This window comes from Zhongshania aquatica, assembly GCF_027257955.1.
GTDB classification, from domain to species: Bacteria; Pseudomonadota; Gammaproteobacteria; order Pseudomonadales; family Spongiibacteraceae; genus Spongiibacter; species Spongiibacter aquatica.
Genome location: NZ_JANZNQ010000005.1, coordinates 231,263 through 247,516, shown reverse-complemented (window position 1 = coordinate 247,516; position 16,254 = coordinate 231,263). Strand labels below are relative to the sequence as shown.

The 16,254-nt window shown below is 47.8% G+C and carries 18 protein-coding genes; 8 read left to right on the top strand and 10 right to left on the bottom strand.

Annotation, left to right across the window (positions count from 1 at the left end):
• Positions 1-61: 61 nt before the first annotated feature.
• The 3 genes from O9X78_RS07350 to O9X78_RS07340 all read left to right on the top strand — a co-directional run bounded on the left by O9X78_RS07350 (position 62) and on the right by O9X78_RS07340 (position 2,853).
• Complete coding sequence (locus O9X78_RS07350) at positions 62-2,095, top strand: M3 family metallopeptidase (protein WP_269618978.1); 2,034 nt, start codon at positions 62-64, stop codon at positions 2,093-2,095.
• A gap of 2 nt (positions 2,096-2,097) precedes the next feature.
• Positions 2,098-2,385: a YheV family putative zinc ribbon protein gene (locus O9X78_RS07345; protein WP_269618977.1), complete on the top strand. Its 288-nt coding sequence runs from the start codon at positions 2,098-2,100 to the stop codon at positions 2,383-2,385.
• A gap of 87 nt (positions 2,386-2,472) precedes the next feature.
• Positions 2,473-2,853 carry a SpoIIAA family protein gene (locus O9X78_RS07340; protein WP_269618976.1) on the top strand — a complete coding sequence of 127 codons (381 nt, stop codon included), beginning with the start codon at positions 2,473-2,475 and terminating at the stop codon, positions 2,851-2,853.
• Between the two features lie 12 nt (positions 2,854-2,865).
• Here the strand turns inward: O9X78_RS07340 and O9X78_RS07335 are convergent, their stop codons facing one another.
• The 8 genes from O9X78_RS07335 to O9X78_RS07300 form a co-directional block, all read right to left on the bottom strand.
• On the bottom strand, positions 2,866-3,285 hold the full coding sequence (locus O9X78_RS07335; protein WP_269618975.1) for a CBS domain-containing protein: 420 nt from the start codon (positions 3,283-3,285) through the stop codon (positions 2,866-2,868).
• 145 nt (positions 3,286-3,430) lie between these two features.
• Positions 3,431-4,648: a saccharopine dehydrogenase family protein gene (locus tag O9X78_RS07330; RefSeq protein ID WP_269618974.1), complete on the bottom strand. Its 1,218-nt coding sequence runs from the start codon at positions 4,646-4,648 to the stop codon at positions 3,431-3,433.
• A 154-nt stretch (positions 4,649-4,802) separates the two neighbouring features.
• Positions 4,803-4,961, bottom strand: coding sequence for a hypothetical protein (locus tag O9X78_RS07325; protein WP_269618973.1), 159 nt, complete (start codon positions 4,959-4,961; stop codon positions 4,803-4,805).
• A gap of 74 nt (positions 4,962-5,035) precedes the next feature.
• The gene (locus O9X78_RS07320) at positions 5,036-5,752 is read right to left on the bottom strand and encodes a ZIP family metal transporter (RefSeq protein ID WP_269618972.1); all 717 of its coding nucleotides are present in this window, start codon (positions 5,750-5,752) and stop codon (positions 5,036-5,038) included.
• Between the two features lie 15 nt (positions 5,753-5,767).
• Entirely contained in the window at positions 5,768-6,664 is an 897-nt protein-coding gene (locus O9X78_RS07315; RefSeq protein WP_269618971.1) for an alpha/beta hydrolase, read from the bottom strand.
• 71 nt (positions 6,665-6,735) lie between these two features.
• Entirely contained in the window at positions 6,736-7,161 is a 426-nt protein-coding gene (locus tag O9X78_RS07310) for a CBS domain-containing protein (protein WP_269618970.1), read from the bottom strand.
• A gap of 253 nt (positions 7,162-7,414) precedes the next feature.
• Positions 7,415-8,278 (bottom strand): pirin family protein, encoded by an 864-nt coding sequence (locus O9X78_RS07305; protein ID WP_269618969.1) that lies wholly within the window; start codon positions 8,276-8,278, stop codon positions 7,415-7,417.
• Between the two features lie 42 nt (positions 8,279-8,320).
• A complete protein-coding gene (locus O9X78_RS07300; RefSeq protein ID WP_269618968.1) occupies positions 8,321-8,923 on the bottom strand; it encodes an FMN-dependent NADH-azoreductase in 603 nt (200 codons plus the stop codon).
• A gap of 115 nt (positions 8,924-9,038) precedes the next feature.
• Between O9X78_RS07300 and O9X78_RS07295 the strand changes: the two genes are divergently transcribed.
• Together O9X78_RS07295 and O9X78_RS07290 are read left to right on the top strand one after the other, a co-directional pair.
• On the top strand, positions 9,039-9,935 hold the full coding sequence (locus O9X78_RS07295; protein WP_269618967.1) for a LysR family transcriptional regulator: 897 nt from the start codon (positions 9,039-9,041) through the stop codon (positions 9,933-9,935).
• Positions 9,936-10,007: 72 nt separating this feature from the next.
• Positions 10,008-10,565 (top strand): DinB family protein, encoded by a 558-nt coding sequence (locus O9X78_RS07290; RefSeq protein ID WP_269618966.1) that lies wholly within the window; start codon positions 10,008-10,010, stop codon positions 10,563-10,565.
• Here the strand turns inward: O9X78_RS07290 and O9X78_RS07285 are convergent, their stop codons facing one another.
• Together O9X78_RS07285 and O9X78_RS07280 are read right to left on the bottom strand one after the other, a co-directional pair.
• Positions 10,566-10,901, bottom strand: coding sequence for a hypothetical protein (locus O9X78_RS07285; RefSeq protein ID WP_269618965.1), 336 nt, complete (start codon positions 10,899-10,901; stop codon positions 10,566-10,568). It lies immediately after the preceding gene.
• 220 nt (positions 10,902-11,121) lie between these two features.
• A complete protein-coding gene (locus tag O9X78_RS07280) occupies positions 11,122-12,393 on the bottom strand; it encodes an MATE family efflux transporter (protein ID WP_269618964.1) in 1,272 nt (423 codons plus the stop codon).
• A gap of 505 nt (positions 12,394-12,898) precedes the next feature.
• On the opposite strand from O9X78_RS07280, the gene coxB reads away from it, so the two are divergent.
• Genes coxB through O9X78_RS07265 form a run of 3 tightly spaced genes read left to right on the top strand, consistent with a single transcriptional unit; the run spans position 12,899 to position 16,217 of the window.
• Positions 12,899-14,056 (top strand): cytochrome c oxidase subunit II, encoded by a 1,158-nt coding sequence (gene coxB / locus O9X78_RS07275; protein WP_435056048.1) that lies wholly within the window; start codon positions 12,899-12,901, stop codon positions 14,054-14,056.
• A 12-nt stretch (positions 14,057-14,068) separates the two neighbouring features.
• Positions 14,069-15,628 carry a cytochrome c oxidase subunit I gene (gene ctaD / locus O9X78_RS07270; protein WP_269618963.1) on the top strand — a complete coding sequence of 520 codons (1,560 nt, stop codon included), beginning with the start codon at positions 14,069-14,071 and terminating at the stop codon, positions 15,626-15,628.
• Between the two features lie 16 nt (positions 15,629-15,644).
• Positions 15,645-16,217 carry a cytochrome c oxidase assembly protein gene (locus O9X78_RS07265; protein ID WP_269618962.1) on the top strand — a complete coding sequence of 191 codons (573 nt, stop codon included), beginning with the start codon at positions 15,645-15,647 and terminating at the stop codon, positions 16,215-16,217.
• Positions 16,218-16,254: the final 37 nt, after the last annotated feature.

Sequence of the window (16,254 nt, the reverse complement as noted above, 5' to 3'; positions counted from 1 at the left end):
GCTTGTAGATTTGATACACTGGGCCAATTGTCGTTCTTAAGTTTATAAGGTCTTTCACGTTATGACAGCAAACAGTTTACCGATGTTTTCAACGCTTGATCCGCAGGCCATGCCTAAAGAGTGTGAGTTGCTGTTGGCGGAATCTAAGCGTCAAGTGGCCTTAGCGATTGCTGATGAGCGCAGCCCTGATTGGACGAATTTAATGGCGCCTCTCGAAGAAATAGATGATCAAATTGGTCGTTTTTGGGCACCGATGAGTCATGTGCACAGCGTGCTAAGTGGTGATGCGTGGCGTGAAGCATACAGCAAATGCTTGCCCATGCTGACCGCTTACAACAGCGAAATGGGACAAAACCGGCCTCTTTATGAGCGAGTTCAGGCCTTGGCTGAAAGCGATGAGTTTGCGCGGTTAAGCGGCCCTCGCCAAAAGGCAGTCCGCAATATGTTACGAGATTTTGTTTTGTCTGGTGTTGCCCTCGATGGTGATAAGGCGAGCCGTTTTGCAGAAATTCAACAGCGCTTGAGTGAGTTGTCTACTGCGTTTTCAAATAATGTCTTGGATGCCACTGATGGCTGGGAAAAATTAATTGATTCCGCTGAGTTATTAAAAGGCGTTCCTCCTACTGTGCTCGATAATCTGCGCGAATCGGCGAGTGCTAAGGGGTTTGAAGGCTATCGGTTGAGCTTAGATATTCCGAGTTACCTGCCTATTATGCAATACGCCGAAAATCGTGAATTGCGGGAGGAAGTTTATACGGCCTATGTTACCCGCGCATCGTCGGAAGGCCCGCAGGCTGGTAAGTGGGATAACGGCCCACTCATGGTTGAAATTTTACAGCTTCGTCAGGAAATGGCCGCGCTGTTGGGTTTCGATAATTATTCCGCTTATTCGCTGGCGAGCAAAATGGCGGAGTCCTGCTCGCAGGTCACCGATTTTCTTGAAGAGCTTGTGCAGGCCAGTCAGCCGGTAGCGACTAAGGAGTTTGCCGAATTATCAGCATTTGCCGCTGAGCACGGTGTGGCAGAGCTGCAAGCGTGGGATGTGACGTATTTTAGTGAAAAGCTAAAAGAAGCGTCATTTACCCTTTCGCAGGAGGCATTGCGACCTTACTTTCCCGCTGAAAAAGTTATCAGTGGTTTGTTCAAAATTACGGGGCAGTTGTTTGATATTGAGATCAGTGCCCTTAGCGACGTGGATTTTTGGCACAAGGACGCACAGTGCTATCGCATATCGCGTAACGGAGAAGTACTTGCGCATTTCTATTTAGATCTTTACGCCCGCAATAACAAGCGCGGTGGTGCATGGATGGCCAATGCCCGCGGACGTCGCATGATAGATGGTGGCGGTATCCAGCAACCCGTGGCGTTTTTGGTGTGTAATTTCTCACCGCCAACCAGTGACCGCCCTTCTCTGTTAACTCATAATGAAGTGACGACCTTGTTCCACGAGTTTGGTCACGGTCTACACCATATGTTGACCCAAATCGATTGTTTAAGCGTGGCAGGTATTAGCGGTGTTGCTTGGGATGCGGTAGAGCTGCCTAGCCAATTTTTAGAAAACTGGTGTTGGGAAAAATCCGTGATTCCAGATATTTCAGCCCACTATAAAACCGGCGAACCACTGCCTACAGATATGCTAGATAAATTATTAGCCGCTAAGAATTTCCAGTCTGGTATGCAAATGCTGCGGCAAATAGAGTTTTCTCTCTTTGATTTTAAATTGCATATGCAGTCAGACGTTAAGTGCGAAGCTGACATAGATACCTTGATGACAGCGGTACGGAATAAGGTGTCGGTGTTTCAACCGCCGGCATTTAATCGCTTTCAAAATAGTTTTTCGCATATCTTCGCCGGTGGCTATGCAGCGGGCTATTACAGCTATAAATGGGCCGAAGTATTGTCGGCAGATGCGTTTTCGTTGTTTGAAGAAGAGGGCGTGATGAATGTGGACGTTGGTAAGAAATTCCGTATGGAAATATTAGAACGCGGCGGTTCAGAGGATGCCGCCGTATTGTTTAAAAATTTCCGGGGTCGGCCGCCGGCGAATGACGCACTGTTGCGCCACGCCGGCATCGCCGACGCAAAGGGAGCATAATCGTGGCTACCGTTTTTAACCAACGTCGTTTCATTGCTGGTGCGGTTTGTCCTAAATGCGCAGAGATGGATAAAACTGTCATGTATCGCATTTCTGATCTGGAGCAAATACGGGAATGCGTTCGCTGTGGTTTTAAAGAATCTATTCGCGACGACACCGGTAAAATTGAAGAGCCGACTACCCGCGTCAATCAGCCACGGCCTGGTGAAGCGGCGCTTGCCCATGAGGATGAAATTCACATAGTGTCTTTGATTGATCCCCGCGACGGACGAAATCGAAGTGATCATTGAGGAATAATACCTATTTCTTGTTTGTTGGGAACGCAAATACGCTGAACTTGCCTATACTTTTTACAAAGCATTTGCGGAGGAAATTCCATGCTGGAATTATTGGCCCTTCCTTTCCCCCACGTTGTAGGTGTTAGGGTTTCTGGCAAGATTAATCATAATGATATTGAAGTTATTTTGGATGAGGTAGAGCGCAAACTAATCGACGAGGACAGTCTCAATATATTTATTGAGCTCGATCATTTTGAAGGCTTTACCGTTCGTGGCTGGTTAAAAGAAATGCGATTTTTGGCCAAGTATATTAATCGCTTTTCGCGTACCGCCATTACTGGAGAAGCGCGTTGGTTTAATCGTGGTACGGCGCTGATAACCCGAGTATTCCCCAATATTGAAATTGAGCATTTTATTCCATTGCAGCGGGACGAGGCTCTCATTTGGGTAAGCGAACGGGATCTAGGTACCTTCGGTTAATTGGGGACAAAATCAGTTTTCCTTTAGCCCCAGTACTTCAACCAACCTAAGAATATCGCGCCACGTAATAATACCCATTGGCGTATTGTCTTCGGAAACAACCGGTAGGCAGGATATGGGTTTGGTATTAAAGAGATGCACTGCCTCTTGTAAGCTCGTGCCGCTTGAAACGGTAATGGGTTTGCGTGACATGATTTGGTGGACGTGTTTGCGCAGTGTTGCCGCATCTTTCGGTGTTTCTGCGGCGGTGCCAATATTTGGACTGATGGCTTTAAATAAATCTCGATCAGACAACACACCTACCAGTTTCCCCTCCTCAATAATCAGCAAGTGATGAAAGTGGGTATGGCTAAAAATTTCTCTGGCAAGCGCTAAGGAATCGTCGCTGCTCACGCTGACAAGGGTGGTACTCATCAATTGATCAACAATCATACTAATCGCACCTCTTCAAAAGAGTGATCTTATTATAGTAATTGGAAATATGATGTGCGGGTTTTTACAGCTTAAGTGTCCTTTCCGGAGATTTGCGACAAATAGCACAATCACTGTGCTATTTGTTTTTTTACAGAGCGCTAATTTACTTAATAACGCTAAACGTCAGGCCAGAGTATGCCTTTAGGCGCTCGATTAATGTATTGCCGAAGCAGCTCGCAGGGGTAAGTAAACCACCTGCTACTTGGCTTTTATCGATGTCGCGGGCGAGACAGATACTAGCCTGGCCCAGCATTTTCGCTGTCGAGCCGTATCCTGGGTCACGGTCACCCGTCACGCGGCATTGCAGTTTTTTGCCTGACGCTGTTTTGCCGTAAAAGTGTAAATCGTAAAAGCCATTTTCTTGGTCTTGAGGACTTGGGCCTTCGCCGGGTGATGGCAATACGCGGGAGAGAAGCCAGCGGCCGGGTCGAATGCTTGCTGCCAACATAAATCCGGCAAGCCCGCCGCCGACGGCGCCGGCACGTAGCCGGCCGCTAAAGCCTTTACCCACCATCATCGCCTCGTCATAAAAGAAGGGTTTTGCGTAGCTTTCTTTTAGCAATGAATTTGAGCGTTGCACGATGCGGGTGTTGATGGCGGCCATAATGAAGGGGGCTGTCCAGCTGCCAGAGGTTTTATCAAATTGGGCTAAGCCGGTATTGATTTGCCGGGCTTTGCTAGTTTCGCCCAGGCACAATGAATATGGATCTGCCATTTCTTTGCGGAGCGCGGGGTCGTTCGCCGCTTCTTTCATCACGTTCATTAGGCTGGCAAAGGTGCCGCCAGATAGGCCGCCCTTGGCAGCCTTCACACGCATACTAACGGAGTTGCAGTGCTCCCCGAACAGTTCTTTGCTTTGTTGTTGCGTATAAAACACACCTAAGTCAGAGGGGATGGAGTCGAAACCGCAGCAGTTTACAATGCGAGCGCCTGAGGCTTTAGCCGCCCCATCGTAGCGCGCCACCATTTTTCTAATCCACTGAACCTCACCGGTTAAATCACAATAATCAGTGCCGGTTTCGGCACAAATTTTCACTAAAGACTCGCCGTATAATGCGTACGGACCAACGGTGGTCGTCACAACCCGTGTTTGCGCACATAGTGCTCTCAATGCCTCTTCATTAGAGGCGTCAGCAATAATAATATCTAGATTGGTGTTGCCGAGCTTGGCTTTAACGGCTTCGAGTTTTGCGCTCGATCGGCCTGCAATCGCCCAGCGCAGCGCGGGTTCTTCACGATTTTTACTCAAGTACTGACACAGGATTTCGCCAACAAAGCTGCTGGCGCCAAAAACCACGATATCATATTTACTCTGTGTCATAAGTCTTCCTTTCAAACTGGTCTACATGGCAATGTATCCAGTTTTGTTCGTCAAATTGTATTTACGCTGGACGGGAGCTTAGCACTATTTGTTCACTGTAAACATTGTTCCTAGGAATGCCGATTATCACCCCAGGCTATACTGTATCAGTGTGCTAGTTATAACGTGGTGTGTTGGATTTACAGTTGGCGCGGTCATTGTCGTCGAGGACTTTTTCACATTCCTGTAATCGCCACTCTCGTGATTGATCGTAGGATGAGCTTCCACAGGCGACGAGTAGCCATGAAATGGTAATCACCAGCAGAAATCGCATAAATAAGATCCTATAAGTAAAGTTAGTCTAAGGATGTGTCAGTAATGCTGAGCACGAGAGTATGAACATGGTTGCTAGTATTGGTTCAGAACAGCACCTAGCATCGCAATACTAAACCCGATAACTGCACCTAAAGCTGGGCTACGATGTTTTCGCAATGGTATTTGCGGCGCAATATCTTGAAAAATGAGATACAAAATACCACCACTGGCTATCAGCATGATACCGCCTAGGATTGCGTGTTGACTGCCAAGAACAGTGTAGCCAGTTAAGCCGACGAGTGGGCCGAGCGGAACGAGAGCAAGCATGAGGAGTAAAATTTGATTTGGTGAACGGCCGCTATCACGAAGTTCTTTAAAGCTGTTGAAGCCTTCGGGTAAGTTTTGTAAACCAATTAGCGCGGCAAGCAGTACGGTAGTATCCGCGCCACTCGCGGCAATACCGCCGAGTGCTAAGGATTCTGGTATATAGTCCAATAACATACCGGTCAGCTGCGGCGAGCTTCTGCGGTGAATATCTAAATATCGTTCAAGCCAGTAAAACAGTAAACCTCCGCTCAGTAAGAGGGCAATGGCCCACGGTGAGTGATCTAAATGCTCTAGCGCGTCTGGCACCAGTACGATGGCGACGGCGCCAAGTAATATTCCGGCACCGAGGGCAATAATCGTGTGCCGAAATTCTTTGTCTAACCAGTGTTGCTGTATTCGTGTTTTATGGGCTATAAATCCGCCAAGCGGAATGCAGGCCCCGGCTGCGGCGGTAAGTAAGATGATGGAAAGCATTCCGTGCATAGTGATCTCAAATATTTAGGGTTTCGGTGCTAACGGTGTCGATGGTAATGGTGTTTTTGTGAAAGGCGCCGGAGTTAGAAACGCGCTAAATCGCGGATCTAAATTACGAATAAATGTTTCTACGTCGTGTGTATAGCGCGAATCGTCCCCGAGCGTCGCATTGATTTGATTGTGAGATAGTTTCACGCTTAACTGTTGCACCTCTATGCCGATGTTTTTCGCTTTTTGTTTAAATGATGCGGCTTGCGGGCAGCTGTCAGAGCGCAGAGTGGAGCACACTAAGAGTAGTGGTTTTACTGCGCTATTTAGGTATTCAATAGCCGAAACTTTACGCCAAAAATTTGGATTTTTTCCGAAGGCGCGGTCGTAAAGTCGGGGATGGTCTTCGCTCATCAGACGACTGACATCCAGGGCCGCGCTGTCTAAAAGTATGCCTCCTTGGAGGTTTTCCCCATGACTGATGCTAATCAAGGATGGATCTGTCAAAACCAGTGATACGAGATGCGCTCCGGCGGAGTGTCCCATGGCGATAATTTTGCTTGTATCGCCTCCCCATTCCGGGCTATGGGATTGAACATACGCTAGGGCCTTGGCGACATCGACCGCCTGCTGGTAGGGATCGCTATCCGGTAACATCGGGTAGTTTATCGATATAAAAATCCAGCCTTGGTTTACCCAGCGTGCGACCTTTGCTTTTACAACTTTGTGATTGTGCTTATCGCCAAAGCGCCATGCACCGCCGTGAACCATAAATATAATTGGGCTGTTTGCCGAGTTCTCGGGTAGGTAGACGTCTAACTTCTGCTTGTTTGCGTCACCGTAGGGGATATTTTCTAATACCTTCGCGTGTGCTGTTGTGGCTACAATCAAGGAGAAAAGCAGCAAACCGGCTAGTCGTGAAAAATGCGTCATGGATGCATACCTTCAAGCCGACACTCTTGTGCCCATCGCCATTGCTAGATTGGTGATGAACCCAAGGCGTATTAAAGTTTGTTGTTGGGTAGATCACAGGTAGTACGGTTGGTCCACAGAGATTCCAATATCGCACTGCGCGTAATCAGGCCTATCAACTTGCCCTCTTCGGTAACGGGGTAGGACTTAGGTTTGTTTTTTCCCATTTTTTGAGCAAGGTCGATAATCGATGAGTCAGCTTCTACCGCCAATACTTCGCGACTCATTACATCGTCCACAACTGGCGATCCTTCGCAGTGATAGCTACTTACTAAGACCGAATGAATACAGTCCTGCTCAGATACAAACCCCACAAGTTCGTGCTGATCATTGATAACGGGAAGACCGAAGACACCGTGCTTTAGCAGGGTTTTGACCACTTCGCCCAAGTCACTACCTTGTTTTACAAAGGGTGACGGAGAAGTCATTACGTCTCGGACGAGCATTGATGTAGTCATAACGTACTCCTTTTTGGTGCTAAGACTTTACGGTATCGCGCCTGATCTAATAGCGTATACCAAACATGTTTAGCGCACTAATAAGTATTAACTATATAAAAAGTCTTTGTGTGCGACGCCTACATAATAGTTTAGCGTAGTTTAGTTAAACCAATTGCTGTGCCTTATGGTGATCTGTCCTCAGACATACCCAATAGAGCACAGAACTAGCTTAAAAAGTATAACTAGCTTAGCAAGTTGGCGATATTAAGAGCTATGCACTGGCAAGTACACCATCGCGATAGTCCCTCAGTGCCTGTTCTATTTCGTCGCTGGTATTCATCACAAAGGGACCATACTGCACGATGGGTTCTCCAATGGGCTGGGCCGCTAGTATCAGTAGCCGGGAGCCTGTTTCAGAGCCTATCTGCAGTGTGTCACCATTGCTGAGAAGCGCGCTGTTATTACTGGCGATATCACTATCACCAATAGCTGCGCTCCCTTCATACACATAGACTAAGGTATTGTGAGTGGCTGGCAGCTTGATATTCGCGCTCTCCCCTGCGTGTAATCTTAAATCGATGTAAATGGGGTCGGTACTTAAATGCTGGCCGTCACTGCCATTGATGAAACCTGTTGCTGCCAATGTGTTGATTTCGCAACGACCAGCAATCAGGATAGCTTCGCTATGCTCACTTAATTTCAGACGCGGAATGTTGTCAGCGGAAATATCTTGGTAGCTCGCTGGCCGCATTTTTTCTTTGGCAGGCAAATTAATCCACAATTGGAAGCCGCGCATGCGCCCTTTCTCCTGCTGTGGCATTTCGGAGTGAATAACACCGCGGCCGGCGGTCATCCATTGTACTCCGCCATCCTTTAGATGACCTTTGTTACCAAGATGGTCCTCGTGGAGCATGTGGCCTTCTAACATGTATGTGACTGTTTCAAAGCCGCGATGAGGATGAGATGGAAATCCGGCCAAATAGTCACTTGGTTCATCAGAGAAAAACTCGTCAAGCATGAGGAAGGGGTCATGACGGGCGGCATTCGATGAGCCCAGGCTGCGCTTGAGTTTAACGCCTGCGCCGTCAGAGGTTACCTGCGCCGGAATAATACGAGCTACTGTACGCGTCGTCATGATCCTTCTCCTTAATTTAAGGGTGCTGAAGTTCAAAGAGGTTTAAGCGGCTTTTTCTTGCAGCTGCTTACGCGCGTCTGCAAGTGCCTTGTCTGCGATTTCTGGTCCCATGTTTAGGCCTTCGGCGTAAACAAACTCAATATCGCTGATTCCCATTAAGCCTAAAATGTGGCGCAAATATGGGGTTTGGGTGTCCATTGGTGTGTCAAAATATTTACCACCACGAGCTGCAAATATGTAGACCTTTTTATTACATAACAGCCCTTCGGGGCCGTTCGCGGTATAGCGAAAGGTCTCACCGGCACGCGCAACATGGTCGATGTAGGCCTTGAATGTTGATGGCACGCCCAGGTTGTAAAGGGGTATACCCAATACGATGATGTCGGCGTCGCGCAGCTCATTTATCAGTACCTCAGATTCCGCAACAATCGCTTTTTGTGCATCGTTTCTGTTCTCTGCTGGTGTGACGAAGGCAGTGAATCGCTGGCCATCAATGTGTGGCAGTGGGTTTGCGTGTAAGTCTCGCGATACGAGAGTTGAATCGTTCAATTTGCTGCGTAAGGCCTTGACGAATTCGGTGGCCATTTGGCTGGATTTGCCAGCTTCGCCGAATAGACTGCTATTGATATGAAGAATGTTAGTCATCGTGTAGTCCTTGTTGAAAAATGGGTCTTTGATTGCGATGTAGCTATTAAACTATTGATTAAATTGTTTAAAAAGTGCAATTTATTGGCATTAACTATCAGGAAAATTGATCTTTATGTCTGGGCCGCGAACAAATCTTGACCAATGGCACTGCTTTTTGGCGGTGGTTGATGAGGGTAGTTATGCTCGGGCTGCTGAGGTTTTGTATAAAAGCCAATCGGCAGTGACCTATACCATTCAGAAGATGGAGGAGCAGTTAGGCGTTAAGGTCTTTGAAATACGAGGTCGCAAATCCGAATTGACTGAGGTTGGCCAAATGCTTTACCGCCGTGGTCGGGCCTTGATAGACGAGGCAATGCGCCTGGAGGCATCGGCCAAGTCAGTGGCTGCTGGCTGGGAACCACAGTTGAGGATTGTCTGCGACACTCTTTTTCCTAGTCATGCGATGTTGGACTGTCTAGCTGATCTTAGTGAGAACTGTCCCGATACTCGAATAGAGTGCGTAGAAACGGTATTGAGTGGTGCAGAAGAGGCTTTGCTTGAACGACGTTGCGATGTGGCAATTACTGGCATCGTTCCGCCGGGCTTTTTGGGGGATCACTTACTACGAGTAAAGTTTATTGCTGTCGCCCACCGAGATCATGAATTGCATAAGCTGGGTCGAGAGTTAGATTATCGCGACTTGCGCCCCTTTCGCCAGGTTGTAGTGAAGGATTCTGGGGTTCGTCGTAAGCGTGATGCGGGTTGGCTAGAAGCAGCGCAGCGTTTAACTGTTAGTCGTATGGAGGTATCAATCAGTGCCGTGGCGCGTGGACTGGGTTTTGCGTGGTTGCCAGAACTTGCAATGCGGCGTGAAATTGACAGTGGTGAAATTGTTCCTCTGCCAATGATCGAGGGTGGCGAACGTTATGCGGATCTGTTTTTAATTTTGCCAAATCGGGATCTCGCGGGAGCCGCAGCCCTGCGCTGTGAGCAGCTGCTCAAGACGGCAACAGCGAATTTGGCGTGTTAGACCGATATAGGCAGGGTTGGTCAATCACGCGTGTGGCAGTGATTGCGGATGAATTGTGTGTGGGGTAAAGGAATGGCGCGTCAACAGCAGTACGCTTTAATGGGACGTTACAACCGAGATATGAATCAGCGGCTTTACGCTGCTGCGGCAAACTTGAGCGAAGACCAATTGGCTGACAATGTGGGCGCGTTCTTTCAGTCTATTGTCGGTACGTTAAACCACCTTTATGTGGCGGATATCATGTGGCTTCAGCGTTTTGCGAAGCGTCAATTTGCGGCCGCTGGGTGCTTGGCCGAGATTGCCGTTATGGCAAGTCCGACAAGTTTGAATCAAGTGATTTACGAAGATTTTGATGACTTGCTTCGCGCTCGGAGAGCGCTAGATGCCCAAATATGCCAGTGGTCAGAGGCCTTAACAGAGGACTGCTTCGACCAACCTTTTGTATACAAAAACAGCAAGGGGCATGACTTTTGTAAGCCGTTTGGTCTGGTGCTACAACATTTCTTTAACCACCAGACCCATCATCGCGGCCAAGTGACCACCCTGCTAAGTCAGCAGGGTGTGGATGTTGGAGTTACGGATTTATTACTTTGGATCGAAGAGTTGCCCTTGTATGGGGCTGCAGAGTAATTAGTTGCTAGCAACGTCTAAGCTAGATGGCTCGCCTGAACGATTATAAAACTCGGCAAGTTCGTTGTACGCTTTGGCGACCCGTTCCATGCGGCCAACCGCAAGATTGTAGCTAAGAGGCGATGTTTTGCGACCGCACTCTTCTAGGCGTTGGTCAGCGTCAAGAATGTAATCTTTCACGGCTTTTTCAAGCTGAACAACTTGCTCAAAGTTCGTTTCTTTTAATTCGGGGATTTCTGGTGCGCGATAAACGGCGCGGGCGGCGCATTCTGCGAATAAGTTCGAGCTGGCTAGGCTCAGCAGCACGCTGATTACTAAAAACATGGACTTATTCATTGCGGTCATACCTCTTTAAAAAATGACACAGAAATAACTGAGATGGGTAATCGAAATAATTTGATACCAAACTACACACTATTGTTACCCAAACTGTGTCGGTAATCAATTGATGTCAAGCGGATAGTGTCAGCGGCCGACAATAAATCGGATGTAGGTCAACTTCTGAGGAGTGCAGACTGCGCTGTTTTAGGTTACGACTGTGTTACTTCGGGTAGCGCTAGAATGATTTAGCTTGGGTTTGTCTTAAAATGTTGCGCCCAAATAAAAAGGCTAGGCTTGCGCCGCGGGCGAGGTTAAATATGCTGAAGGCAAGCCACAGGCCGTGGTTGCCCCACTGCTGAGTTAGCGCCCAGAGTGGGAGGTACACTACGCAAACACAGAGAAGCATACTCCACTGCATGGCTCCGGTTTTTAACGCGCCGATATAGATGCCGTCGAGCAAATAACTTGGCGCACATACAATAGGCAGCCAAATCAGCCAAATATAGTATTGGCTTGCCAGATCGCTGACGGAAGGCAGATTGGTCATGAGACTTAAAATGGGCGATTTAAGTAAGAATAGTCCGGTGCTCACAGTGACGGCCGTCACCGCGCAGTACTTTGCGCAAGATCGGCACGTAGCGATTAACATGACTCGGTCATTGCGACCGTAGGACTCGCCTATTAACGCCTCTGCTGCGTGGGCAAACCCGTCTAGCCCATAGGCACTCACCATCATAAGTTGTAGCAATATTGCGTTTGCGGCGAGTTGATTTTGTCCGAGAGCAGCGCTTTGGGCGGTAAAAAAGGCAAAGCTAAAAAGTAATGCCGCAGTGCGAACAAAAAGTTGGAAATTACTACTGAGGAATTGTTTGGCATTTGGGCCAGCAATCCAGTACTGCTTTGCGCCTTTTTGATAGGCCTCGATTAAAGGCGCGCGCACAGCCCAAAGTGCCAGCGCCAAACCGCAATATTCGCTGATAACACTCGCGGTCGCTGCGCCGTTGCTGCGAAGGTCAAAGTTCACAATAAGCATGTAGTCTAATGCAATATTTAGAATATTGGTCGCAACGGCAATGATCAGTGGCCAACGAGTTTGTTGCTGACCAATAAGCCAGCCGACAATAACATAGGTGGCGAGTACGGCTGGTGCGCTGTAAAGGCGAATGTGGAGGTAGCTATTTGCCAGTGGCTGTATGGCGTCGCTGGTGTTCATTAGCTTAAGGCCGATATAACCCAATTGTTGGCCTGCTAAAATTACACATAACGCGATGGTAGTGCTTAAAGTTAGAGCCTTTAGCAATAGGCCGGTACTTCGTGCAGTTTTGATTTGCGCTTGGGCGCTGGCGCCAGTGGTACCCATGCGTAAGAAACCAAAGCCCCAATACAGAAAAGCCAGTAAGCTGCTGCTAATGGCGACGGCGCTAAGGTAGCGGCTATCTCCTAAATGCCCGAGGATGGCTGTATCGACAAGTCCAAGCAGTGGCACTGACAAATTCGCAAGAATCATCGGCCATGCTAAAGATCGGATTTGGCTGTCAGCCTGTTCGCTAGGTGTCATCGTTGATGATATAAATCAGTCATGTTTTTAAGAGTTGCATGCACGGAAATGGGGCAAATAGAAAATGATGTGTCGATCTATGAAAATAGATTTTACCCTATATATTGTGGTTTTTTCTTAGATTTAACCCTGTAATTGGTAGTGATGTGGCAAAAGACAGTGTATTCCGCTGAAACTAGTAGTGTATTCCGCGGTTGCAGAGTAGCGCTGGTGTATTTAACGGGTTTATAATTGCGGCGTTTTGTCGCACCCAAAGTAGTGTCAATGGGTTTGCGATGTGCAAATTACGAGTAAATCTCTATACGAATTTCGATGAAATTCGCGTTGTGGTTTGTTTGTGTCTGTCTAAGAGTTCAATTTAACGATTGTGTTCCCCCAGCAGATGAAAAACTTGTGCGTCGTTTGTCCTTGCGAGCTTAGGGGTCTTTATTCACTGTACATGGAGACACGGGAGATGTATTTACAAGCGAAACGGCTGCTTAAGCTGGCGCTTAGTCCTGTGCTAATGCTGCTAAGCCTGTTTAGTGCCGGCGCATGGGCCGAAACAGGCGCACGTTGGCAAACCAATATGACCCCTGGTATTACCGAGGTTGGTCATAAAATTTACGATTTGCATATGTGGGTTTTCTACATTTGTGTCGTAACAGGCATAGTGGTTTTTGGCGTGATGTTTTATTCGGTATTTGCTTACCGTAAAGAACGTCATCAGGAACCGGCAACTTTTCACGAAAATACCCGCGTGGAAATTGCTTGGACCATAGTTCCATTTCTGATTTTGTTGTTTATGGCTGTTCCAGCCACCAAAACACTTATTCAAATCTACGACACCGATGATGCTGATCTTGATATTTTGATCACCGGCTACCAGTGGAAGTGGAAATACGAATACATCAACCCGAATGGCGACAATATAAGCTTCTTTTCTAATTTGTTGACCGATGGCGCAGAAATTGCGAATACCGAAGACAAAGGTTCTAACTATCTGTTAGAAGTTGATGAGCCTGTGGTTATTCCAGTTAACAAGAAAGTACGTTTCTTGGTAACGGCTAACGACGTATTACACGCTTGGTGGGTACCTGCACTTGCGGTAAAACGCGATGCAATTCCTGGTTTTATCAACGAAGCGTGGACTAAAGCGACTGAAACCGGCGTTTTCCGCGGTCAGTGTGCCGAACTTTGCGGTCGCAACCACGGCTTCATGCCGATAGTGGTTAACGTCGTTGAAGAGCCTGAATACGAGGCGTGGTTAGGCGAGAAACAAGCCGCCGCTGCTGAAATTAAAGAATTGATGGCGAAAGACTTTTCTTTGGAAGAGCTGGTTGAGCGCGGTAAGTCCGTTTACACCAGCAGCTGTGCAGCGTGTCACGGAGCAAACGGCGAAGGCGGCGTTGGTAAAGCGATTGCTGGCAGCCCAATTGCGACGGGTGCCATGAAAGATCATATGGATCGCGTAGTTCACGGTGTGCCTGGCACAGCGATGCCGGCATTTGGTAGTCAGCTAAATGAGGTGGATCTTGCTGCTGTAATTACATATCAGCGCAACGCCTTTGGTAACAACATGGGTGACATGTTGCAGCCAGTTGACATTTACAAATTCAAGAAAGGTCAGTAGGGGGATTACACCATGGGTGCTCATCACGGACCTGCTAAAGGTTTAACTCGGTGGTTATTTACCACCAACCACAAAGACATCGGTACGATGTACTTGTGGTTCAGCTTTGCGATGTTCTTGCTTGGCGGCTCCTTCGCCATGATTATTCGCGCCGAGCTGTTCCAGCCAGGCTTACAAATAGTTCAGCCTGAATTTTTTAACCAAATGACGACCATGCATGGTCTCGTTATGGTTTTTGGTGCCATCATGCCTGCCTTCGTTGGTTTGGCTAACTGGATGATTCCGCTGATGATCGGCGCGCCAGATATGGCCTTGCCGCGGATGAACAACTGGTCGTTCTGGATTTTGCCACCAACGTTCCTATTGCTGGCATCTACCCTGTTTATGGACGGCGGTGGTCCAAACTTCGGTTGGACATTCTACGCACCATTGTCTACAACCTATGCGCCACCAAGCGTGACCTTCTTTATATTCGCGGTTCACGCCATGGGTATATCGTCGATCATGGGTTCTATCAACATCATTGCAACAGTAGTAAATATGCGCGCGCCTGGCATGACCTACATGAAAATGCCGATGTTTGTATGGACTTGGTTGATTACTGCATTCTTGTTAGTTGCTGTAATGCCAGTATTGGCTGGTGCAGTAACCATGATGTTGATGGACATTCACTTCGGCACCAGCTTCTTTAGTGCGGCCGGTGGTGGTGACCCAGTATTGTTCCAGCACGTGTTCTGGTTCTTTGGTCACCCAGAAGTTTACATCATCATCCTGCCAGCATTTGGTGTCGTGTCAGAGGTTATCCCAACCTTCTCACGCAAGCCTTTGTTCGGTTACGACTCTATGGTTTACGCAACATCGTCAATCGCCTTCTTGTCGTTCATCGTATGGGCTCACCATATGTATACGGTGGGTATGCCGATTGCTGGCGAACTGTTCTTTATGTACGCCACGATGCTGATTGCGGTGCCAACTGCTGCGAAGGTGTTCAACTGGATCACCACGATGTTCAAGGGCTCTATTACTCTTGAAACGCCAATGCTATTCGCGATTGCCAAGGTCTTTTTGTTCACCGTTGGTGGTTTCTCTGGTCTGATGCTGGCGATTGCGCCTGCTGACTTCCAGTACCACGATAGCTACTTTGTTGTTGCTCACTTCCATTACACCATGGTTGCTGGTGCGATCTTCGCGCTGTCTTCTGCTGTGTACTATTGGATACCGAAGTGGACCGGCAAAATGTATAACGAGACTATGGGTAAAACCCATTTCTGGATCTCGTTCATTGGCTTCAACCTGACCTTCTTCCCTCAGCATTTTGTGGGTCTGGCAGGTATGCCGCGTCGTATTCCTGACTACAACCTGATGTTTGCCGACTTTAATATGATGTCATCCATCGGTGCGTTTATTTACGGTTCTAGCCAGTTGTTGTTCTTGTTCAATATCGTTAGAACAATTACCCACGGCAAGCCGGTCAGCGATCCGAAAGTATGGGAAGGTGGAACGACTCTGGAATGGACAGTGCCTACGCCTGCGCCATACCACACCTTTACGACTCCGCCGGAATTGAAATAAGGGCTTAGGTAAGTTTATGGCGAACCAGACAGACAGAAATATCAAGAAGCTTAGCGTTAAACTGCTGGGCTTGGTGTTTATCATGTTTGCATTCGCTATGTGGGTAATGCCCCCGCTTTACAATGCTTTGTGTGAAGCGTTGGGCATTAACGGTAAGCCCGGTGGTCAGCAGTACACCGTGGTAGAAAGTCAGGTTGATAAAAATCGTATTGTAAAAGTGCAATTTGTTGCGCAAAACAATGAAATGATGCCTTGGGAGTTTTCGCCAAACACCAGTCAGATTGAGGTTCATCCCGGTGAATCGAATAATGTCACCTATTATGCGAAGAACACGCAAGATAGGTTTATGGTGTCACAGGCTATTCCCAGTATTGTTCCGTCCCGCGCGGCTGAGTACTTTCACAAGACAGAGTGTTTTTGTTTTAATCAGCAGCCCTTAGCTGGCGGCAAAGACGCAGATTTGGCACTACAATTTATTATCGATCGCGACTTACCCGAAGATATCCACGTTATTACCTTGTCGTACACGATTTTTGACGTAACCGAGATGGCGGCAAAACAGGATTCTGTTGCGGCGTCATCGAACTAGAAAAGAGATTTTTCTCTCCCGAGAAAATGGAGATTTA